We start from the raw sequence: 20778 nt of genomic DNA on the forward strand, positions 1-20778 counted from the left end.
GCGGGCCCGTCCGCCGTCAGCCGCCGAGCAGCAGGTCGGCGAACTCGCGGACCCGGTCGCCGGTGATGCCCTCGCGCTGCTCGACGGCGAGCGGGTGGTCGGTGGGCTCCAGCTCGATCAGCGGGCGCAGGCCGACCGCCCGGGTGCGGACGTGGGTCTTGAGCAGCAGGGTGGGCTCCGGGTAGACCGGCAGCGCGGTCATCAGCCAGCCGAAGTACGGGGGCTCCTGCTCCCGCGCCGGGTCCTCCCACAGGTCGTGCGCCCGGGCGAAGTTCGGCTCGCTCAGCGACACCCAGACGCCCCAGGAGAAGGGGTCGCCGCCGTCCAGCACCGGGATCTCGATCAGGCCGTGGACGTAGAACTCCCGGCCCTTGATCACGCACTGGTCGGTGGTCAGCTCGCTGTCCCTGCGCCGGGCGTAGCGCGGCTTCCAGTTCACCGGGGCCGGCGCGCCGTAGGAGCGCGGCGGGCCGTCGTGCCGCCCGTTGCAGCAGGCGCAGTCGAAGGAGTGTTCGGTGGGCATGGCGCCGAGCATAGGGGAGCTGGTGAGGACCGCTGTCACCGCCCTGTGCCAGGCTGGAAGGGTGAACCTGGAGGACCTCGCCCGGCTGCGTCGGGCCCGTGACGCGATGGACCGCGACTACGCGCAACCGCTGGACGTGCCGGCGCTGGCGCGGGTGGCGCTGATGTCCCCGGGGCACTTCTCGCGCAGCTTCCGGGCGGCGTTCGCCGAGACGCCGTACAGCTACCTCATGACCCGGCGGATCGAGCGGGCCAAGGCGCTGCTGCGGCGCGGGGACCTGTCGGTCACCGAGGTGTGCTTCGCGGTGGGCTGTACGTCGCTGGGGTCGTTCAGCTCGCGGTTCACCGAGCTGGTCGGGGAGAGCCCGAGCGCCTACCGGGCGCGCGGCCACGAGGACGGCGCCGCGATCCCGGCGTGCTACGCCAAGCTCTACACCCGACCGGTCAGGAACGGAGAAGCGGGATCCCCCGTCCCACCCGTAGCGTGAGTCCCATGGACATCAAGCTTTCACAGTGCTTCATCGCCGTCGACGACCACGACAAGGCGCTCGCCTTCTACCGCGACGTCCTCGGCCTGGAGGTGCGCAACGACGTCGGCTTCGAGAACATGCGCTGGGTCACCGTCGGCGCCCCGTCGCAGCCCGACGTGGACATCGTGCTGGAGCCGCCGCTGGCGGACCCGAACGCCTCGCCGGCCGACCGGCAGGCGATGGCGGAGCTGCTGGCGAAGGGCCTGCTGCGGGCGGTCATCTTCGCCACCGAGGACTGCGACGCGACCTTCGAGCGGATCCGCGCCGCCGGCGGCGAGGTGCTCCAGGAGCCGATCGACCAGCCGTACGGCGTGCGCGACTGCGCCTTCCGGGACCCGGCCGGCAACATGCTGCGCTTCACCCAGCGCAAGGCCGGGTGACCTCCTCGCCCCGCCGCGCGGCCACCGGTGATCACCCCTGATCGCCGGTGGCCGCGGTCGTGTCCTCACCGCGCTCACGGCCCGTGCTCGACCGGGGGCCGGCGGTCGGCGGGGCGCGCCGGGGGGATGGACGGGGCCCGGAAGTCCCGCGGGCCGGTCCACAGCGCGGGGACGGCGTCGCTGCGGCGGGCCAGTTCGTAGGCCAGCGACTCGTAGTTGACCCGCCAGCCGTGGAAGTGCGGCCAGGCCTCGGTGGCGGGCCGCTCGTGCGGGAAGCCGGCCGCGGCGAGCATGGCCACGGCGGCGTCGAACTCGGTGTAGCCGAGCCGGATCGGCGCGTCCGGTGCCGGGTCGGGTTCGAAGTCGACCCGCAGCGAGCGGCCGATGTCGCGCAGCGCGGTGAACCCGGCGCGCAGCACCAGCCGGGCCTCGGGCGGGGCGGTGCGCGGGCAGACGGCGAGGTGGACGGCGGCGGCGTCCATCACGGCGATCAGCCCGACCACCCAGCTGCGGTTGGGCCGCGGGGAGCGGAAGGAGATCAGCACCGGGTAGTTGGAGTGGCTCTCGCCGATGTCGGCGGCGAGCCGCTCCCAGTCCCGGTAGAGCTGGGGGAGGGCGGTCTCGGTGTCCACCAGCGACTGCCGGGCGAGGAGTTCGGGGCCCCAGGCCGGCTCCCCGGCCCGGGACTGGAGGAGCGTCACCTCCAGTTCGCGCCGGTTGTAGGCGGCGTAGAGGGTCGGCAGGTAGGCGATCTGCAGGGCGATCACCAGCGGGCCGCTGGCGGCGGCGAGGAAGTCGATCAGCGAGAGGTGCAGCCGCTCGCCGCTGGCGAAGCCGAGGGTGAAGAGGCTGGAGCCCGCCTCGCGGATGGAGATCGCCCAGTCCAGCTCGGAGGTGCCGTGCAGTATCAGCGTGTAGGCGAGGAGCATGCCGCCGAGCCAGACCGCCAGCATGCCGGTGAGCATCAGCGGGGCCAGCCAGGTCTGTGCCCGGTCCTGCGCGCGGTAGGTGCCGAACGGCGCTGCGGCGAGCCGCAGCGCCGCCCGCAGGAACCGCCACAGGCCGTGCACCAGGGAGGAGTACAGGCCGCGCGGGACGACGAGCGTGCGCAGGATGCTGGCGATGACGAGCAGCAGGAGCAGCACGCCGAGGACGGTGTGGATCAACCTCATGGCGCTCATTGTGGCGGTCCGCCGGGGCCCGGTGGGGCGGTCGGCGGGGATCGGCGGGAACGGGAGCGGGGCCCGGAGCGCCGGCGGCGGTCGACGGCGGGGATTGACAGGGCGGCGCCGTCGGCTGAATGCTGAGCAAGCGCTTAGTCAGCGACGGCGCCGCCGACCCGCGAATGGGCCGCCGACCCGTGAATGGAGAGTGCCTCGTGCCCGAGACCCCGCCGGAGCCCCCCGCCGCCCCGCCCGGGCCGGACCTGGGACGGCTGCGCGCCCACCTCGACCGCGAGCTGCCCGGCACGGTCGCCGGACCGCTGCGCGCCGAGCTGATCGAGGGCGGCCGCTCCAACCTCAGCTACCGGCTCACCGACGGCGCCACCGCCTGGGTGCTGCGCCGGCCCCCGCTCGGGCACGTGCTCGCCACCGCGCACGACATGGGCCGCGAGTACCGGGTGATGACCGCCCTGCGCGACACCGGGGTGCCGGTGCCCGCCACCGTCCACCTCGACCCCGGGACGGAGGTGCTCGGCGCCCCCTGGTACCTGATGGCGTACGTGCCCGGCACCGTGCACCGGGACACCGCCCCGCTCGCCGCACTCGGCGAGCGGCGGGTGCGCGGCATCGGCGAGGCCCTGGTGGACACCCTCGCCGCCCTGCACCGGATCGACCCGGCCGCCGTCGGCCTCGCCGACTTCGGCCGGCCCGAGGGCTATCTGGACCGGCAACTGCGCCGCTGGTCAGCCCAGTTGGACGCCTCGCGGAGCCGCGAGCTGCCCGGCGTCGACCGGCTGCACGCGCTGCTCACCGCCGCCCGCCCGGCCTCCCCGGCACCGGCCCTGGTGCACGGCGACTACCGGCTCGACAACGTGCTCATCGCCGAGCGGGACGGGCGGGACGCCGTCGCCGCCGTCCTGGACTGGGAGATGTCCACACTCGGCGACCCGCTCACCGACGTCGGGCTGCTGGTGATGTACACCGAACTGGCCGGCGTCGGCGGCGGCCTGATCCCCTCCGCCGCGAAGGCCCCCGGCTTCCCGAGCAGCGCCGAACTGGTCGCCCGCTACGCCGGGTCGACCGGGCGGGACGCCGCCGCGCTCGACTGGTACGTGGCCTTCGCCTGCTACAAGCTCGCCGTCGTCGCCGAGGGCATCCACGTCCGGTACCGGCAGGGGCGCACCCTCGGGGCCGGTTTCGAACGCGCGGGCACCATGGCGCCCGTCCTCGTCGAGCACGGCCTCACCATCCTGAAGGGACACTGACCGATGGACTTCGCCTACGACCGGCGCACCCTGGAACTGCGCGAGCGGCTCACGGAGTTCATGGAGCGGCAGGTCCACCCCGCCGAGCCGGTGCTGGCCGCCCAGCTCGCCGACCCGCGGCGGCCCGCCTGGGAGGTGCCGGCGGTGATCGCCGACCTGCGGGCGGAGGCGCGCAAGCAGGGGCTGTGGAACCTGTTCCTGCCCGGGGAGCACGGCGCCGGGCTGACCAACCTCCAGTACGCGCCGCTCGCCGAGATCACCGGCCGCAGCCCGCACCTCGCCCCGCCCGCCCTCAACTGCGCCGCCCCCGACACCGGGAACATGGAGCTGCTGGCCGAGTTCGGCAGCGCCGAGCAGCGCGAGCGCTGGCTGGAGCCGCTGCTGGACGCCCGGATCCGCTCCGCCTTCGCGATGACCGAGCCCGACGTCGCCTCCTCCGACGCCGCCAACATCGCCACCCGGATCGAGCGCGACGGCGACGAGTACGTGGTCAACGGCCACAAGTGGTACATCAGCGGCGCGATGAACCCGGACTGCCGGATCCTGGTCGTGATGGGCAAGACCGACCCGGACGCGGAGAGGCACCGGCAGCAGAGCATGGTCCTGGTGCCGCGCGACACCCCCGGGGTGACCGTGCGGCGCGGGATGACCGTGTTCGGCTACGACGACGCCGACCACGGCGGCCACGCCGAGATCACCTTCGAGGACGTCCGCGTCCCGGCCGCGAACCTGATCGGCGAGGAGGGCTCCGGCTTCGCCATCGCCCAGGCCCGGCTCGGCCCGGGCCGGATCCACCACTGCATGCGGCTGATCGGCATCGCCGAGCGCGCGCTGGAGCTGACCTGCCGGCGCGTCCTGGGGCGGACCGCCTTCGGTGCCCCGCTCGCCGAGCAGGGCGTGATCCAGGACTGGATCGCCGAGTCCCGGGTCCGCATCGAGCAGCTGCGGCTGCTGGTGCTCAAGACCGCCTGGCTGATGGACACCGTCGGCAACCGGGGCGCGCACACCGAGATCCAGGCCATCAAGATCGCCACCCCGCGCACCGTCGAGTGGATCCTGGACAAGGCGGTCCAGGCGCACGGAGCGGCCGGTGTCAGCCAGGACACCCCGCTCGCCGCGCTGTGGGCGTTCAATCGGACGATCCGACTGGCGGACGGGCCGGACGAGGTCCACAAGCGCTCGCTGGCCCGGCGGGAGCTGCGCCGCTACCGCTGAACCGGGGCCGGGACTGCTCCCGGAGTGCGACGCCCCCGGCCGGGTCATACCCGGGTAGCACCCGGCGGGTTGGCACCGCGGTATGACGCCCGCGCACCGGCCCGGTCCGTACCGTCGCCGTACGGGCCGGCCGCGACGGGCGGCGGGCCGCCACGCGGGAGACGGGGAGTTGGGGGCCATGCGCGAACGGGGCCGGGGACAGGACGCAGGGAGCCCGCGGAGCCTGCGGGGACTGCGCAGGGGCGTCGCCGTCGCGCTGGCGGCCGGCACCGTGCTGGGCGCCGCCGGGGCGGCGGCCGCGCCCGCCTCCGCCGCCCCGGCCGCCACCGTGCACCGGGCCGGTGCCGCCCTGCCGCGGCCCACCGGTCCGTACCCGGTCGGCACCACCGCGCTGCGCCTCGTCGACCCCGGCCGCGAGGACCCCTGGAAGCCGGGGCGGGCCCGCGAACTGATGATCAGCCTCTGGTACCCGGCCACCCGCCCGGCGTCCGGCGGCGAGCGCGCGCCCTACATGGTGCCGAGCGCCGGCCGGCACTTCGGCGGCCCGGACGGCGCCGCCGTCTTCACCTACGGCGCGGCGCCCGACCGCACCGACTGGACCTGGGTGCGCACCCACGCCCGCCCGGACGCCCCGCCGCTGCTCGGCGCCGGCCCGCGCCCGGTGGTCCTCTGGTCGGCCGGGCTCGGCGACCCCCGGACCTGGGGGACCGGCCTGGTCGAGGACCTCGCCTCGCGCGGCTACGTCGTGGTCACCGTCGACCACCCCTACGAGGCCTCCGAGGTGGCCTTCCCGGACGGCCGACTCGCCACCTCGGTGTTCCCCGCGCTGGCGGCCCGGCCCGGCCTGGACATCGGGGCGCTGCTCCGCGAGGCGATGGCCGTCCGGGTCGCCGACACCCGCTTCGTCCTGGACGAGCTGGCCGCGCTGCGCACCGACGGCCGGCTCCCGGCGGCCCTGGCCGGCTCGCTGGACCTCGGGCGGATCGGCATGGTCGGCCACTCCGCCGGCGGCTTCACCGCCGCCCAGGCGATGCACGACGACCCCCGGATCAAGGCCGGCGTCAACCTGGACGGCCAGCTGCACTTCCCGGGCCCGGACGGCACCGGGGTGCACCTGAGCGGCGTCGCCGAGGACGGCCTGGACCGCCCGTTCCTGCTGATGGGCACCGAGAACGCGGATTCCGGCCCCTACGCCGACCAGCCCGGCTGGGCCGCCTTCTGGCACCACACCCGAGGCTGGAAGGCGGACGTCACCCTGCTCCGCTCCCGGCACGGCTCCTACACCGACGCGCAGTGGCTGCTGCCCCAGCTCGCCCGCCAGGGCGCGGTGCCGGAGGAGGCCGTCCGCGGCGACCTCGGCGACGTCCGGCCGGCCCGGGCGGTGCTCGCCACCCGCGCCTACGTCGGCTCCTTCCTCGACCGCTGGCTGCGCGGCCACGACGACCACCTGCTGGACGGTCCCTCGCCGCGCTTCCCGGAGGTCCGCTTCGAGAGGTGACGGACCGTCAGCGGACCAGTTCGGAGTCCGGGTTGGCCGCGTCCCAGGCCTGTCGCGCGCCGGCGATGGCGTCGTGGTGGTCGTAGGACCAGTCGGCCATCGCCCGCACCAGGTGGGTCAGGCTGTGCCCGAGCGGTGTCAGCTCGTACTCCACCTGCGGCGGGACGGTCGGGTGGACGGTGCGGGAGACCAGGCCGTCGCGCTCCAGACGGCGCACCGTCAGGGTCAGCATCCGCTGCGAGATCCCCGGCACGGCGCGCTGCAGCTCGCGGAAGCGCCGTACGCCCTGGGCGAGTTCGACGACCACCAGGACCGTCCACCGGTCGCCGAGCCGGTTCAGCAGGTCGCGGATCCCGCAGTCCACGCCGTCCTCGCACCAGACCACCGGTCGGTCGGTGCCGGTCGGGGTGGTTACCGCGGTGTGCCCCACTGACATCGAAGTGCCTCCTTACGCCGAACGGCCAGGGTACCGAGGATGGTCGTCGGGCCGCCGAGCAGGGCGCGGGCCCGCTACCGAATTCTCGGAGGAACGATGCTTCTCGTCACGGGTGTCAACGGCGGTCTCGGATCGCTGGTGCTGGAGCGGCTGGCCGGACGGCCCGGCGGCCCGGAGGGCGTGCTGGCGGGCAGCCGCACGCCGGAGCGGGCGCCGCGGACCGGCGTCCCGGTGCGGACGGTGGACTTCGACCGGCCGCAGACGCTGGACGCGGCCTTCGCCGGCGTGCGGACGCTGCTGCTGATCTCGGCCGGCTACGGCGAGGACGACGTGGTGGTGGCCCGGCACCGGGCCGCGATCGAGGCGGCCGAACGCGCCGGCGTCGAGCACGTCGTCTACACCAGCCTCTCCGGCGACGGCGACCACCTCGCCTACGCGGCGGCCCACCGCTGGACCGAGCGGCGGCTGCGCGAGTCGGCCACCCTGCGCTGGACGATCCTGCGCAACGGCCTCTACGCCGAACTCCTGGGCTTCCTGGCCCGGCCCGGCGCCGACGGTGTGATCACCGCTCCGCTGGGCGACGGCCGGCTGGCGGCGGTGGCCCGGGCGGACCTCGCGGAGGTCGCGGCGACGGTGGCCCTGGCGCCGGACGGGCACGCGGGCCGGGTCTACGAGCTGGTCGGCGAGCGGGCCGTGGGCGGCGCCGAGATCGCCGCCGCGCTCGGCCGCGGCACCGGCCGCCCCGTCGAATACCGGCCGGGCACCCTCGCCGAGGCCCGGGCGGCGGCCGCGGCCTCGGGCGCCGAGGCCTTCCAGGTCCCGATGCTGGTGGGCACCTGCGCGGCGATCGCCCACGGCTTCCTGGCCGGCCCCGGCAGGCCCGGCGACCTCGCGGCCCTGCTCGGCCGCGCCCCGCTCCCGGCCCTGGACGTCATCGCGGCCGGCGCCGACGCGGCCTGGTGAGCCGCCGCCCGTCGCCGGTCACAGGCCGCCGGCGAGGGTCACGCCGCCGTCCAGCACCACGGTCTGCCCGGTGATCCACGCGGCGTCGGGGGAGAGCAGGAAGGCGACGGCGCCCGCGACGTCCTCGGGCACGCCGAGCCGGCCCAGCGGGTACGCGGCGGCGACCCGCTCCTCGCGGCCCTCGTACAGGGCCGCGGCGAACTTCGTCTTCACCACGGCGGGGGCGACGGCGTTGACCCGGATGCCCTGGCCGCCCAGCTCGGCGGCGAGTTCGGCGGTGAGCCGGATCAGCGCGGCCTTGGAGACCCCGTACATGCCGATCCCGGGCGAGGCGCGGATCCCGGCCACCGAGGCGACGTTGACCACCGAGCCGCCGTGCTCGCCCATCCACGCGGCGTGCGCGCGGCGGGTCCAGGCCAGCGGGGCGAGCACGTTGACGGCGAGGATCTTGGCCGCGGCGGCCTCGTCGACGGTCAGCACCGGGCCGTGGACCGGGTTGATCCCGGTGTTGTTGACCAGGTGGTCGAGCCGGCCGAAGGCCTCCAGGGTCCGGCCGACGGCCTCCTCCTGGTGGGCGGGGTCGTCGGTGCGCCCGGCGATCCCGATGGCGACCTCCGGGCCGCCGAGGTCGCGGACCGCCTCGGCGAGCGGCTCCGGGGTGCGCGCGGTCAGGCAGACCCTGGCCCCCCGGGCGACCAGCTCGCGCGCGATGCCGAGGCCGATGCCCCGGCTCGATCCGGTGACGACGGCCACCCGGCCCTTGAAGGAGTTCACCACGGGGTCCTTTCGGGGTGGAGCGCGGCGGGCCGAGCCGCTGACGGTGGTGCCGGCCGCGCACTGACTGAGCGCTTGCTCAGCATGGTGGCGGTGCGGGACCCTGTCAACAGCCCGCGACGGCCCCGCGGGTCGAACGCCCGTCCGGCTGCCCGGCCGGCCGATCTGCGAGGATGGCGCCATGACCAGCACGCCCATCGCCGACCTCTGGCCCGCCCTGCCCGGCGGCGCCGACGCCCGCCCGGAGGCGGCGTACCGGCTGCTCCAGGCCGCCGTGGAGTCCTTCGCCGAGCGCGGCTTCCACGCGACCACCACCCGCGACATCGCCACCGGCGCCGGGATGAGCCCGGCGGCGCTGTACATCCACTACCCGTCCAAGGCGGCCCTGCTCGCCGAGATCAGCCGGGCCGGGCACGCCGCGACGCTCGCGCTGGTCCGCGCGGCGGCGGCCGGCGAGGGCGACCCGGTGGAGCGGATGCGGCGCCTGGTCGAGGAGTTCACCGCCTGGCACGCCCGGGCGCGGACGGTCGGCCGGGTGGTCAACTACGAGCTGCACGCGCTCCCGCAGGACGCCCACGCGGTGGTCGCGGAGCTGCGGCTGGACATCGAGCGCGAGGTCACCGCGCTGATCGAGGCGGGCCGGGCGGCCGGGGCCTTCGAGGTCGCCGAGGTGCGCACGGCCGCCCGGGCGGTCACCTCGCTGGGGATCGACGTGTCCCGCTGGTACACCGGCCGCAGCAGCGAGACGCCGGAGGAACTCGGACGCCGCTACGGCGAGTTGGTGCTCAGGATGCTGGGCGCGGTGCGCTGATCGCGGGACCGGTCAGCCGTCCTTGACGGCGGTGTGCACCATCCAGGCGACGTGCCGGCGCAGCTCGTACATCTCCACCGTGGACCGCAGCCCCAGCCACCGCTCGGTCGCCCCGAACCGCCGCAGCGCCGCGTACGGCAGCCGGAAGTAGGCGTACAGCGCCTCGGTGGTCGGCAGGTAGTGCGCGGTGGCGTCGAGCTCCTCCTCCAGCCGGAACCCGGCGCCGGTGACCAGGGCGCCGAGCGTGCGGGTGGTGTACTGCCGGGCGCCGGGCAGCGCCATCGCGTCCATGAACGGCTCCAGCAGCTCCCGCTGGCGGTCGGGCATCTCCGCGCGCGGGACGGCGACCGGGCCGAGCAGCACCAGCCGCCCGCCCGGGCGCAGCAGCCGGTGGAACTCGGCCAGCGCGCGGGCCGGGTCGTGGGCGTGGCAGAGCGTCTCCATCGAGTAGACGCCGTCGAACGAGCCGTCCGCGTACTCCAGTTCGTGGAAGTCGCCCCAGGCGAAGGTGGTGCGGTCCTCCAGGGCGGCCCGGGCGCTCAGCCGGCGCGCCTCGCGGACGTGGAAGTCCAGCAGGTCGACGCCGGTGACCCGCAGTCCGCGGCGGGCGGCGAGCCGGCGGGCGACGACGCCCGAGCCGCAGCCGGCGTCCAGCACCCGGGAGCCGGGCGGCAGCGCGAGCTTGCGGCCGAGCACGTCCTCCAGCCGGCGCTGCGCCCGCCAGCAGCGCCACTTGGACTGGCCGGGCTCGGTCCAGCCCCAGTGCCGGGCCCGGCGGCAGACCAGCAGGTAGAAGAGCCGGTGGCCGGGGGTGCCGTAGACCCGCCGCATCCCGTCGAGATCGAGTTCGCCGCCGAGGTCCTGGACCATCGCACCCGCCCGGCCTTCCGCTGATCCGCGCCCTCGCTGTGCCGGCGCGCCCTTGCCGTCCCGGCCACGCTACCGAGCGGCCCGGTGCGGCGCCGGTCCGGTGCGGCCGGACGGGCGGTCCGCGGGGCAGGGGCGGCTCCGCGGGGCCGTGCCGGTCAGGGCGCCGGGGCCCGGGAGGCGGTGAGCAGGGCGTCCAGCAGGCCGGGGAAGCGCGCGTCGAGGTCGGTGCGGCGAAGGGAGACGTAGCGGTTGCGCCCGGCGACCCGGGTGGTGGTGACGCCGGCCTCGCGGAGCACCCGCATGTGGTGCGAGACGGTCGACTTGTGGAGGTGTTCCAGGCCGAGGTGGCGCGGGTCGCAGGAGTGCTCGGCGCCGTCCGCGTAGCTGGTCAGCAGGCGCAGCCGGACCGGGTCGCCGAGCGCGTGCAGCACGGTGACCAGGTCGATCTCGGCGGGGGAGGGCTGGGGCAGCCGCTCGTCGGTGGACATGGCCGGCGGCCTCCTCGGGGTCGGGCGCGGGGCGGGGTGCGCAAACGGGACGGTTTGACAATCATCCACCAATCCGTACTGTTTGGCGAGCATCAAACTGTTGCCCTGGCGTCCAACAATCCGGCGCCCGGCAGTGCGGCGTCCCCGGCGGCGCCGCGTCCGACCACGTCCGCTCCTGGGGGATCGCCGTGCCCGTCCGCCTGCTCCTGCTCGCCCTCGGCACCTTCGCCGTCGGCACTGACACCATGGTCACCGCCGGCATCCTCGGCCCGGTCGCCGACGACCTCGGGGTCTCGGTCACCGCCGCCGGCCAGCTGGTGACCGTCTTCGCCCTCGGCTACGCCCTGCTCGCCCCGCCGCTCGCCGCCCTCACCGCCCGCTGGCCGCGCCGGCGGCTGCTGCTCGTCGCGCTCACCGTCTTCGGCGCCGCCAACGCGCTCAGCGCGCTCGCGCCCTCGTACGGGACGCTGCTGGCCACCCGGGTGCTGGCCGCCGCCGGCGCCGCGCTCTACACCCCGACCGCCAACGCGGTCGCCACCACCCTGGTCGCCCCCGAGCGGCGCGGCCGGGCGCTGGCCACGGTGCTCGGCGGCATGACGGTCGCCACCGCGCTCGGCGTGCCGCTCGGCACCTGGGTCGGGCGCACCGACTGGCGGCTGACCATGTGGCTGGTCACCGCGTTGAGCGCGGCCGCCCTTGCCGGTCTGGCGCTGCTGCTGCGCGAGCTGCCGGTGCCCGCCGCCGCGCCCGGCCTGCGGGACCGGCTGGCGCCGCTGCGCGACCGGCGGGTGCTCGGCGCCGCCTCCACCACGCTGGTGTTCTTCCTCGCCTTCCAGTCCGTCTACATCTACCTGGCCACCGCGGTCGCCCCGGCCACCGGAGGGCGGGCCGACCGGCTGAGCCTGATCCTGCTGGCCTCGGGCCTCGCCTCGGTGGCGGGCAGCTGGCTGGGCGGGCGGCTGGTGGACCGGGTCGGCGTCCGGCGGGTGCTGCTGGTCGGCAGCACGGTGGCGGCGGCCGCGTTCCTGGCCCTGCCCTGGGCGGGGCGCTCGATGCCCGGCGCGCTCGCCTACGCCGTGGTCACCCCGCTGGCCGGATGGGCGGTCTCGGTGGCGCTGCCGCACCGGCTCGCCTCGCTGGACCCGGGCAACGCCCAGCTGCTGATCTCGCTCAACAGCAGCGCCCTCTACCTGGGCATGGCCGCGGGCGGCGCCGTCGGCAGTGCGGCGATCGCCCTGCTCGGCGGGCGCTGGTTCCCGCTCGCCGCGACCGCGCTCGCGCTGGCGGCCGCCGCCACGGCCTGGGTCACCACCCGGGGGGCCGGACCCGTCCGCGAGGGTGCCGCGGTGGCGCCCGCCGTGCCGCGGGCGCGCGCGACCGAGCGGTAGCGGTCCGGGCGGACGGGGCGGGCCCGCCCCGCTGCCTTGCCCTGCGTGGCCGGGGCAGGGGGAGCGGTGGTCACGGCGTGGGGGCGGCACGGATCGCCAGGAACAGCAACTCGGCCGTCTCCGCCCAGCGTTCGGCGATGTCCGCCCGCTCGTGCAGGACGTCCGAGATGTGCTGGGTGCCGAAGAACGCGGCCACCAGCGACCTTGCCGCCGCCTGCGGGGAGACCCCGGCGCGCAGCTCGCCCGCCGCCTCGGCGCGCAGCAGCAGGGTGGCCAGCAACCGGGTCCAGTCCACGTAGGGCGTCGGCAACTCGGCGTCGATCTGCGGCCGTTCGATCTGCAGCCGGGCGCCCGCCTGGACGACGATGTCGTCCCGGAAGGCGGTCGCCGCTCCCTCCAGCAGGCGGACCGCCGTCTCCAGCGGCCCGTGCCCCTCGGCGGTGACCGCCGCCAGCAGCGCCGGCCAGCGCGCGTAGTGCTGTTCGACCACGGCCACCGCCAGGGCCTCCTTGGTCGGGAAGTGGAAGTAGACCGCGCCCTTGGTCATCTCCACCCGCTCCGCCACGTCCTTGACCGAGGTGTGGCGGAAACCGTGGGCCGCGAACAGCTCGGCGGCCGCGGTGAGCACCAGCAGCTTGGTGCGGGCCGACCGGTCCTGCTTCGGATCGGGGCCGCGCCGGGTGGTGATGGGTCGCACCCGGAACGGGGTCGCCTGGTCGGGTTCGGGCATGGTCGGCTCCTGAGGGATGGGGTCGGCTTAGGGTCAACTAGGCTTCGGTCGGGGCGATTTGGACATGATGGCGGGAATCCCCACCTCGACGGCAAACCTTCCAGAAGGTATGTTCCTGAGCTGTCGCACCGGTCGGGGCACCGCAATGTAGCGGGCTCACCGCGGCCTCCGCGACCGTGGGGGAGGGAGATTGCATGAATGTTCTGTCTTCGGTCGTGTCCGCGAGGCAGCGGCTGCCGCTCCGCGCGGGGTGGCGGGGCCTTCGCTTCGACCGGCACCTACCGCGCGAGGCGGTGCACAAGGCGGCGGACGCCGAGGTCCTGCTGACCGACTCGGCGCGGCTGGGCGAGGAGCGCTTCGCCGTCGCGGCGTTCTGGGAGCGCGACCACCACCTCGGCCACCGGGACGGGCCGGCCGCCGACCCGGTGCTGCTGGCCGAGACGGTCCGCCAGACCGCGATCCACCTGGCCCACCGCTTCCACGGCAGCACCTACGGGCACCCCTTCGTCCTCCACGGCCTCGCCGTCGAACTCGACCGGCCGCTGCCGCCGATCGGCCCGGAGGGGCTGGACGTCGGGCTGGACCTGGACTGCCGGGCCGTCGCTCCCCGGCGGCCCTCGCCCGGTCGTGAACGGTTCGCCCTGGACGGCGTCGCCTGGGCCGGGCACCGGCCGGTGGGGCGCGTGCGGCTGCGCTGGGAGGTGCTGGCGCCCGAGCGCTACGCGGTCCTCCGGCGGCGGTCCGCCGAGGGCGCCGCCGCCCGGGAGCGGGCGCCGGCCGCCGTGCCGCCGCCGGACGCCGTCCGGACGGGGCGGGCGTGCGCGCGGGACGTGCTGCTTGCGGCCGATCCGGAGCGGGCCGACCGGTGGTGGCTGCGGCCGTTCGAGGACCACCCGGTCCTCTTCGACCACGCCGTGGACCACGTGCCGGGCATGGTGCTGCTGGAGGCCCTCCGCCAGGCCGCCGCCGGCACGCTCGGGGGCGGCGCGACGGACACGGAACTCCGCACCCTCGAAGCCGAGTTCCTCGCCTTCGGGGAGCGGGGCTCCCCGATCGCCGTGCTCGCCGACCCCGGCCCCGACCCCGCCTCCAGCCGCGGCACCGCCCCCGCCTCCGTCCCCGCCCCCGCCCCCGCCCCCGCCTCCGTCCCCGATCCGGACGGCACCGTACGGGTGCGCGCCGTCCAGGACGGCCGCCCGATCGCCGAGGCCCGCCTGCGCTTCCCGGAGGCGGCATGCTGAACCACCGCGACGAGGTGAGCGGCGGCGGCCTCACCGGCCCCGCCCTCGCCCAACTCGCCGACCTCGCCCGGCGGGACGCCGCGCGGGCGGAGGCCGACCGCCGGCTCACCGAGGAGGTCGCCGCCGGGATCCGGCGCGCGCACTTCCCCCGCCACTTCGTGCCGAGCCGCTGGGGCGGCACCGCCGGGGAGTTCGGCGCCCTCGTGACCGCCGTGGCGGAACTCGCCGAATCCTGCGCGGGCGCGGCCTGGTGCGCCGCGCTGTACGCCTCGCACGGGCGGCTGGCCGCCTACCTCCCGCCCGAGGGACAGCGCGACCTGTGGGGCGAGGGACCGGACGCGCGGATCGCAGCGTCAGTCGTCCCGCCCCAGGGCCGGGCCGAACGCTGCGGCGACGGCTGGCAGTTGGACGGCGAGTGGCGGCTTGCCAGCGGCGCGGACCACGCCGAGTGGATCCTGCTGGCGGCCTGGACGGGCAGCGACACCGCCCGGGAGCACCGCGTCCTCGCCGTGCCCCGGGCCGAGCTGACGGTCCTGGACACCTGGCACTCCGCCGGCCTGCGCGCCAGCGGCAGCACCTCGGTGGCCGCCAAGGCGGTCCACGTGCCCGGCCGGCGCACGCTCGTCCTGGAGACGCTGCTCGCCCCGCAGGAGGGCGCCGCCCGCTGCCACACCGTGCCCTACCCGATGGTCGCCGCGCTGGTCTTCGCGGCCCCGCTGCTCGGCATCGCCCGTGCGGCGCTGCGCGAGTGGACCGCCGGGGCCCGGTGCGCGGCCGCTCCGCACCCGGCCGCGCACACCGTGCTGGCCGGGGCGTCCGCCCGGATCCGGATGGCCGAACTGCTGCTGACCGCCGCCGCCGACCGGGCCGACCGCGGCGAGGTCACCCCCCTGGCGGTGGCCGAGAACCGCCGCGACGCCACGACGGCCGCCGCGCTCTGCCGGGAGGCGGTGGACACGCTGTTCCTCGCGGCCGGGGCCGGCGCACAGGACCCGGCCTCGGTCCTGCAGCGCGCCTGGCGGGACGCGACGGCGGTGGCCGTGCACCGCACCCTGGACGCCGACGCCGCGGCGCGCGGCTACGCGCAGGCGGTGCTCGCGGCGGAGGGCGGCGGGCGGGTCGGCTGACGGACGGTCACCGATCGGATTCCGCCGGATGTGCGGGGAACCTGACGACACGGGGCCGCCCGCTGAGAACATTCGTTCAGAAAGGTATGTTCTTATGTTCTTCCCCCAGGGAGGGCACATGTTGAAGCAGGAGCGGGCGCGGCGCACCAGGGAGCTGGTGCTGGACGCCGCGGCCGAGGAGTTTTCCACCCAGGGCTACAGCCGGGCCACCCTCAACGCGGTGGCGCGGCGGACCGGGATGACCAAGGGCGCGCTGTACGGGCACTTCCCGTCCAAACGCGCGCTCGCCGGTGCGCTGATGTCGCAGTCGCGCACGGTCTGGGAGGAGATGCGGCTGGCCCGCGACGTCCCGGGCGCGGAGGCCGCCGTCGTCCTGGAGGAGCTGGTGCTGGACCTCGCACACCGGCTGCAGGAGGACGTCCGCCTGCGGGCGGCGCTCCGGCTGGCCACCGACATCCCGGACCCGGCGTGGCCGCAGCCCGTCCGGCCGTCCCCGGCCGAGGCGCCGGACATCTTCGAGGACGTGCAGCGCGGCCTGGTCGCCCTGATCCGCCGGGCCCAGGGCGAGGGCGGCATGGCGCCCCGGCCGCCCGAGCTGGTCGCCCAACTGCTGCTGGCCGTGCTGCACGGCGCCCCGCACGTCTCCTTCGGCCCCCCGGAGGGCACCGGCCCGGGCGCGTACGACGCGGCCTGGCGCCTGCTGCTGGAGGCGCTGACCGGCGCCGACCACGGAGCGTCGTCCCCCGGCCGACCGCTCACTGGCGCCGCACCACGCGCGTGACGCTCACCAGCACGGTCGCCCCGAGGAACCACCCGGCGACGACGAGGGACGAGGCCAGGAAGGCGGTCCAGCTGTCCGAGGGGTGCCAGCGGTCCTTCTCCCCGAACCCGACCAGGGGGATCAGCAGATCGGCGGGATAGGTGAGGTGCTCGACCCAGTTCATCCGGGGGAGCTCCGCCGCCTTGTCGGTGATCACGGTCTGCCGGGCGTACGGGTCGGGCGGGACGGCGAAGAATGTGACGACACCGATGGCCCAGAAGGCCAGCAGGGAGAGCAAGGCGCGCAGCGGCCGGTAGCCGTAGCCGATGAAGAAGTTCTGGAGGAAGTTCCAGACGGAGGTGAGGGCCGAGACCGTCGCGTTCTTGGCCCTCAGCCGCCGGGAGAGCGAAAGGTCGCGCGGAACGGCACGACGGTGCCTTTCGACCTCCTTGTTCTTCTTCTTGAGGATGCTCCGGTAATCCTCGTCCTTGCCCGCGGCGGCATAGGCCGCGGCGAACTGGTCGTACGGCTGCGGCGCCGGCGCGCCCACGGTGTAGCCCGCGATCTCCCGATCGGGCCGGCTGCCCGAGCGCGCGTAGCAGGCGCTGGCGGCCAGCCATCGCAGCCGGGGATCGAACGGGACGTCGTTGGCGTGCACGGCTTCGTACCGCAGGCCCTTGAGGACGTAGTGCAGGCCGCCGGGCGCCCCCGTGTTCGGGTCGGCAGCCTGCCAGACCGCGTCCTGGTCCCAGAGCACGACGAGTTCCGCCTGGCTGAGATCGATCAGCCCGCCGTCCCGGGCACGCCGGGCCGGGCCCCGTTCGGCGGAGAGGCGCAGGATCGTGGTCCGCAATCGGGTCAGGTCGGCGATCACCGTCGCGCGCTTGTCCTCCCCGGACTCGACGAGCTCGGTCTCGGTGCCCGCGACACCGGTGACATCGAGACGGACGTCCAGACCAACCTGCGCGCCGGTCAGCGTTACCGCGCCGTCGGTCCAGAACCTCAGCCTCTCGTCGACGGGTTCCTCCGGGGCGGCCCTCTGGCGGTAGCGCCTCGCATAGCGGTCCGCCCGGTGCCTCGCGCTGCTCCGCTCCAACGAAAGCACCGCGCCGACCACCGCCCGGTCGAGTTGCACCGCGGCTCCGTCGGCCTTGGCGCTCGCGGTGATCGTGGCGCCGTTGAACCACGCGGAGGCGCTCACCCGCATGCCCTTCGCGTGGAACGTGCCCCGGCAGACGAATCCGCCGTCGCAGTACAGACTGCCGTCGATGCCCGCGCGGTCCAGCAGGACGGCGCCCTCGTACCGTCGGGCTCTGGCGTCGCTGCGGTGGACCCTGGCGCCGCGGAAGTTGCACGGGCCGCCGATGGTGGCGTCGACCAGCCTGATCTGGCCGTGGGCCTTCAGCCCGGACGCGTGGAGCGAGCCGCCCACGGTCAGGCCGTCCGCGGAGACGGCGTACTCCGGCTCCTTCCGGGCGCGGCCGAGCGCCGCATTGATGAGGTAGACCGAGCCGTCGATGCGCGCGTCCTCCAGCAGGAGCGTTCCGCGCGCCCTGAACCGGGCCTGGCGCGAGCCGGAGTCGTGGGAGGCCTCCTCGCTCGTGCTGCAGCAGAGATTGCCGCCGAGCCGCATGTTCGTCGCTTTGAGCGAGTAGGTGTCTCCCGGCTTGGTCGCCAGCTGCGCTCCTTCGAGGTGGAGGTCGTCCCGGATGTGGGCCCCGCCGACGTCGACCACGCCGTGGAACCCGGTCAACCGCAGGTCCCCGTCCGTGATGCCGAGATGGCTTGCCTCCAGCTCACCCGTCCAGTGATCGGGTTCGCCGACCTTGCAGTCGACCAGGTGGAGCTGCGGGAAGCTGGCCTCCGTCAGCACGATCCGCTCGAAGGTGCAGCCGGTAAGGGTGACCGGATACCGGACCTTCGCCTGGGCGAGGTCCAAGGGCCCCGTCACCCGGAGGCCGCTGAGAGCGTGGCGCCGACGGCCCGGCGGCGGTGCGAGTAAGCGGCCGGCCAGGTCGTCCCCGGAAATGGTTCGCGACATCCCGGCATCACCACCCCTGTGGTACGTGTGGGGGCTTCGGTTGCAGGACGGCGTCCACTGACGATCCTACCGCTGCCGACGGCCGCCGCCCCTCACCCGGGGGCGGGCGGCCAGGGGTCGGTGCGGCCGGGGCGGGCGACGCGGTGCCAGGGCCAGCGGGCGGGGAGCCAGTGGTCGAGGGCGGTGGAGAGCTCGCGGTCGAGGGCGGAGCCGGGGCCGTCGCCGGTCCAGAAGAACAGGTCGGCGTCGTGCCGGGGGTCGCCCGGGGGGTCGAGGTGGACGCAGCCGAGCAGGCGCTCGTCGGCCGGTGACACCACCGCCAGGGCGAAGGACGTCCGCCGGGTGAACTCGTGCTGGTGCCAGGCGAGCTGGACGAGGTCCTGCTCCTCGGTGAGGTCCGGCGGGGGCCAGTTCCAGGCCTGGCCGAACTGCTGCCGGAGCTGCACCTGGGAGGCGGTCACCAGGGCGTGGTCCTGCGCGAGGTCGCGGATCGTGATCGGGCGCAGCAGGAAGCCCGGGCCCGCCAACCGCTCGGGCACCTCGAAGCGGTGCGGGACGAACGGTCGCGCGGCGGCGGTGGCGGCAGGGGCGGTGGAGAGGTCCGGCCGGGGCGGTTCCTGGCGGAGGACGGCCCGGTGGACGGCGGTGAGGCCGGCGCCCGGCTCGACGCCGAGTTCGCCGACCAGCCGGCGCCTGGTCCGGTCGTAGAGCGCCAGCGCCTCCGCCTGCCGCCCGGTGCGGTACAGCGCGCTCATCAGCAGGGCCTGCGGGCCTTCGCGCAGTGGGTGCTCGGCGGCCGTGCGCCACAGCCGGTCGACGGCCTCCGCCGGCCGTCCGCAGGCGAGTTCGGCCTCGGCCGCCGTTTCCACGGCGGCCAGCCTGAGGTCCTCCAGACGGACCGCCTCGGCCTGGAGCCGCGGCACCGCCGGCAGGTCGGCGAGCGCCGGCCCGCGCCACAGGCCGAGCGCCTCGACGAGCCGCGCGCGGGCGCCGTGCGGGTCGCCGTCGGCCAGCCGTGCCCGGCCCTCGGCGGCCAGCCGCTCGAAGCGGCGGACGTCGAGGACCTCCTCCTGCCCGCAGGCCCGCTCCCCGGTCGGATCGAGGTCCAGGCGGTAGCCGCCGGCGGTGCCGAGCAGCCGCGGCGCCGACGGGTCGGCGCCCGCCGAGGCGTCGCCGAGGACGGTGCGCAGCCGCGAGACGTAGCTCTGCAGCGTGTTGACCGCGCTGGCGGGCTCGCGGCCGTCCCAGACGCTCTCGACCAGGCTCGCCACCGGGACCGGCCGCCCCTGCGCCAGCAGCAGCGTGGCGAGCACGGTGCGCTGCCGCGCCCCGCCCAGCGGCAGCGCCCGCCCGTCGCGGTGCACCGCGAGCGGCCCCAGCACGCCGAACCGCCATCCCCGACCGGTCATCCGCCGCCCCTTCCCTCGTACCGCCCCGCCGTCGCACCGTCGCGCCGCCCCGAGCGGTGCAGCGTACGCGGCGCTGCACGCGTACTGCACGCCGGGTCGGGCAGGCTGTCCGGACGGCTCTCCGGCACCCGCCGGCCGCACCCCGGGCCCCGACCAGGAGAACGACCAGGATGACCACGACACACCTCCCGCCCGCCGGCCTCACCGTGCGGCCCGCCGTGCCGGACGACGCCCCGGCCGTCCGCGACCTGCTCAACCGGGTGGACCTGCTGGAGATCGGCCGGGCGGAGACCGAACTGTCCGAGGTCCGGGCGGATCTGGAGCATCCGGACACCGACCTGCGCCGCGACTCCTGGCTGCTCGCCGACGGGGACGAGCTGGTCGGCTACGGCCTCGTCCGGGACCGCTCCGGCGGCGAGCGGATCGACCTCGACCAGTACGTACTGCCGGAGTACCAGGCCGGCGCGCTGCACCTGTTCGCGCTGATGGAGCGCCGGGCGGTGGAGCGGGCGGCGGCCAACGGCGCCTCCCGGGCCGTCCTCCACCTGCTGCTGAACACCCGGCCCACGCTCGACACCGGGGCGATCCGCGGGCGCGGCTGGGAGCGGGTGCGCCGCTACCACGTGATGGCGCGCCCGGTCGACCCGCGGGCCGACCCCGTCCCCGCGCCGCCGCCGGGCGTCACCCTGCGGGACTGCCGCCGGGAGGAGGACCGCCGGGCCGCCCACCGGCTCCAACAGGAGACCTTCGCGGGGGACTTCGACTTCCGGCCGCGCACCTTCGAGCAGTGGTGGGAGGACCTCGACGGCGACCGCCTCGACTGGTCGCTGACCTGGATCGCCGCCCTGGACGGCGTCGGCGACGTGGCCGTGCTCCGCACCCGCGACGACCGCGCCGGCCGGGGGTGGGCGGACCGCCTGGGCGTCCTGCCCGCCGCCCGGGGACGCGGCCTCGGCGGCTACCTGCTGCGCCACTTCTTCGGCCACTACGCCGCCCTGGGCCGCGAGCGGGTCGCCCTCGGCGTCGACACCGCCAACGCCACCGGGGCGCTCGGCCTCTACGAGGCGCACGGGATGGCGGCGGACTTCGCGGTGGACACCTGGGAGCTGGTCCTCCCGGTGCCCGCGCGCTGAGCACCACCGGGCCCGGGCGGGTGCGGAAGCGGTT

At 75.7% G+C, this 20778-nt stretch carries 21 protein-coding genes; 12 read left to right on the forward strand and 9 right to left on the reverse strand.

All coding sequences use genetic code 11. The annotated features are described in order from the left end of the window. Positions 1 to 16: 16 nt before the first annotated feature. Positions 17 to 523, reverse strand: a complete 507-nt coding sequence (locus tag ACFC0B_RS01815) for a DUF2199 domain-containing protein (RefSeq protein ID WP_376080706.1) — start codon at positions 521 to 523, stop codon at positions 17 to 19. A gap of 61 nt (positions 524 to 584) precedes the next feature. Between ACFC0B_RS01815 and ACFC0B_RS01820 the strand changes: the two genes are divergently transcribed. Then, positions 585 to 1010: a helix-turn-helix domain-containing protein gene (locus ACFC0B_RS01820; RefSeq protein WP_376082357.1), complete on the forward strand. Its 426-nt coding sequence runs from the start codon at positions 585 to 587 to the stop codon at positions 1008 to 1010. 5 nt (positions 1011 to 1015) lie between these two features. After that, entirely contained in the window at positions 1016 to 1432 is a 417-nt protein-coding gene (locus ACFC0B_RS01825; RefSeq protein WP_376080708.1) for a VOC family protein, read from the forward strand. Between the two features lie 74 nt (positions 1433 to 1506). Here the strand turns inward: ACFC0B_RS01825 and ACFC0B_RS01830 are convergent, their stop codons facing one another. Then, a complete protein-coding gene (locus tag ACFC0B_RS01830) occupies positions 1507 to 2604 on the reverse strand; it encodes a hypothetical protein (protein ID WP_376080711.1) in 1098 nt (365 codons plus the stop codon). Between the two features lie 173 nt (positions 2605 to 2777). Between ACFC0B_RS01830 and ACFC0B_RS01835 the strand changes: the two genes are divergently transcribed. The 3 genes from ACFC0B_RS01835 to ACFC0B_RS01845 all read left to right on the forward strand — a co-directional run bounded on the left by ACFC0B_RS01835 (position 2778) and on the right by ACFC0B_RS01845 (position 6573). After that, positions 2778 to 3860 carry a phosphotransferase family protein gene (locus tag ACFC0B_RS01835; protein ID WP_376082360.1) on the forward strand — a complete coding sequence of 361 codons (1083 nt, stop codon included), beginning with the start codon at positions 2778 to 2780 and terminating at the stop codon, positions 3858 to 3860. Between the two features lie 3 nt (positions 3861 to 3863). Further along, positions 3864 to 5075, forward strand: coding sequence for an acyl-CoA dehydrogenase family protein (locus tag ACFC0B_RS01840; RefSeq protein ID WP_376080712.1), 1212 nt, complete (start codon positions 3864 to 3866; stop codon positions 5073 to 5075). A 178-nt stretch (positions 5076 to 5253) separates the two neighbouring features. Then, positions 5254 to 6573, forward strand: coding sequence for an alpha/beta hydrolase family protein (locus ACFC0B_RS01845; RefSeq protein WP_376080715.1), 1320 nt, complete (start codon positions 5254 to 5256; stop codon positions 6571 to 6573). Between the two features lie 7 nt (positions 6574 to 6580). Here the strand turns inward: ACFC0B_RS01845 and ACFC0B_RS01850 are convergent, their stop codons facing one another. Continuing rightward, the gene (locus ACFC0B_RS01850; RefSeq protein WP_376080717.1) at positions 6581 to 7009 is read right to left on the reverse strand and encodes a winged helix-turn-helix transcriptional regulator; all 429 of its coding nucleotides are present in this window, start codon (positions 7007 to 7009) and stop codon (positions 6581 to 6583) included. Positions 7010 to 7105: 96 nt separating this feature from the next. On the opposite strand from ACFC0B_RS01850, the gene ACFC0B_RS01855 reads away from it, so the two are divergent. After that, positions 7106 to 7972: an NAD(P)H-binding protein gene (locus ACFC0B_RS01855; RefSeq protein WP_376080720.1), complete on the forward strand. Its 867-nt coding sequence runs from the start codon at positions 7106 to 7108 to the stop codon at positions 7970 to 7972. An 18-nt stretch (positions 7973 to 7990) separates the two neighbouring features. Here the strand turns inward: ACFC0B_RS01855 and ACFC0B_RS01860 are convergent, their stop codons facing one another. After that, positions 7991 to 8749, reverse strand: a complete 759-nt coding sequence (locus tag ACFC0B_RS01860; RefSeq protein WP_376080722.1) for an SDR family oxidoreductase — start codon at positions 8747 to 8749, stop codon at positions 7991 to 7993. A gap of 178 nt (positions 8750 to 8927) precedes the next feature. Here ACFC0B_RS01860 and ACFC0B_RS01865 point away from each other — a divergent pair, with 178 nt between their 5' ends. Continuing rightward, positions 8928 to 9557 carry a TetR/AcrR family transcriptional regulator gene (locus ACFC0B_RS01865; protein WP_376080725.1) on the forward strand — a complete coding sequence of 210 codons (630 nt, stop codon included), beginning with the start codon at positions 8928 to 8930 and terminating at the stop codon, positions 9555 to 9557. 12 nt (positions 9558 to 9569) lie between these two features. On the opposite strand, the gene ACFC0B_RS01870 is transcribed toward ACFC0B_RS01865, so the two are convergent. Together ACFC0B_RS01870 and ACFC0B_RS01875 are read right to left on the reverse strand one after the other, a co-directional pair. Further along, on the reverse strand, positions 9570 to 10427 hold the full coding sequence (locus tag ACFC0B_RS01870; RefSeq protein WP_376080728.1) for a class I SAM-dependent methyltransferase: 858 nt from the start codon (positions 10425 to 10427) through the stop codon (positions 9570 to 9572). A 155-nt stretch (positions 10428 to 10582) separates the two neighbouring features. Next, the gene (locus ACFC0B_RS01875; protein WP_376080730.1) at positions 10583 to 10915 is read right to left on the reverse strand and encodes an ArsR/SmtB family transcription factor; all 333 of its coding nucleotides are present in this window, start codon (positions 10913 to 10915) and stop codon (positions 10583 to 10585) included. Positions 10916 to 11103: 188 nt separating this feature from the next. On the opposite strand from ACFC0B_RS01875, the gene ACFC0B_RS01880 reads away from it, so the two are divergent. Then, on the forward strand, positions 11104 to 12303 hold the full coding sequence (locus ACFC0B_RS01880; protein ID WP_376080732.1) for an MFS transporter: 1200 nt from the start codon (positions 11104 to 11106) through the stop codon (positions 12301 to 12303). A gap of 70 nt (positions 12304 to 12373) precedes the next feature. Here ACFC0B_RS01880 and ACFC0B_RS01885 read toward each other — a convergent pair whose 3' ends face one another. Beyond that, the gene (locus tag ACFC0B_RS01885) at positions 12374 to 13033 is read right to left on the reverse strand and encodes a ScbR family autoregulator-binding transcription factor (RefSeq protein ID WP_376080735.1); all 660 of its coding nucleotides are present in this window, start codon (positions 13031 to 13033) and stop codon (positions 12374 to 12376) included. 194 nt (positions 13034 to 13227) lie between these two features. Here ACFC0B_RS01885 and ACFC0B_RS01890 point away from each other — a divergent pair, with 194 nt between their 5' ends. The 3 genes from ACFC0B_RS01890 to ACFC0B_RS01900 all read left to right on the forward strand — a co-directional run bounded on the left by ACFC0B_RS01890 (position 13228) and on the right by ACFC0B_RS01900 (position 16182). Then, positions 13228 to 14274 (forward strand): ScbA/BarX family gamma-butyrolactone biosynthesis protein, encoded by a 1047-nt coding sequence (locus ACFC0B_RS01890; protein WP_376080737.1) that lies wholly within the window; start codon positions 13228 to 13230, stop codon positions 14272 to 14274. Continuing rightward, a complete protein-coding gene (locus ACFC0B_RS01895) occupies positions 14268 to 15401 on the forward strand; it encodes an oxidoreductase (RefSeq protein WP_376080739.1) in 1134 nt (377 codons plus the stop codon). The genes ACFC0B_RS01890 and ACFC0B_RS01895 overlap by 7 nt, the downstream gene beginning before the upstream one ends. 118 nt (positions 15402 to 15519) lie before the next feature. Then, positions 15520 to 16182, forward strand: a complete 663-nt coding sequence (locus ACFC0B_RS01900) for a TetR family transcriptional regulator (protein ID WP_376080742.1) — start codon at positions 15520 to 15522, stop codon at positions 16180 to 16182. Here ACFC0B_RS01900 and ACFC0B_RS01905 read toward each other — a convergent pair. Both ACFC0B_RS01905 and ACFC0B_RS01910 read right to left on the reverse strand, forming a co-directional pair. Beyond that, positions 16157 to 18112: a hypothetical protein gene (locus ACFC0B_RS01905; RefSeq protein WP_376080744.1), complete on the reverse strand. Its 1956-nt coding sequence runs from the start codon at positions 18110 to 18112 to the stop codon at positions 16157 to 16159. The two genes, ACFC0B_RS01900 and ACFC0B_RS01905, sit on opposite strands and share 26 nt — an antisense overlap. 182 nt (positions 18113 to 18294) lie before the next feature. Further along, positions 18295 to 19611, reverse strand: coding sequence for a BTAD domain-containing putative transcriptional regulator (locus ACFC0B_RS01910; protein WP_376080747.1), 1317 nt, complete (start codon positions 19609 to 19611; stop codon positions 18295 to 18297). Positions 19612 to 19781: 170 nt separating this feature from the next. Between ACFC0B_RS01910 and ACFC0B_RS01915 the strand changes: the two genes are divergently transcribed. Then, a complete protein-coding gene (locus ACFC0B_RS01915; RefSeq protein ID WP_376080750.1) occupies positions 19782 to 20744 on the forward strand; it encodes a GNAT family N-acetyltransferase in 963 nt (320 codons plus the stop codon). Positions 20745 to 20778: the final 34 nt, after the last annotated feature.

Origin of the sequence: Kitasatospora sp. NPDC056184 (assembly GCF_042268405.1) — a bacterium.
In the GTDB taxonomy this organism is placed as follows: Bacteria; Actinomycetota; Actinomycetes; order Streptomycetales; family Streptomycetaceae; genus Kitasatospora.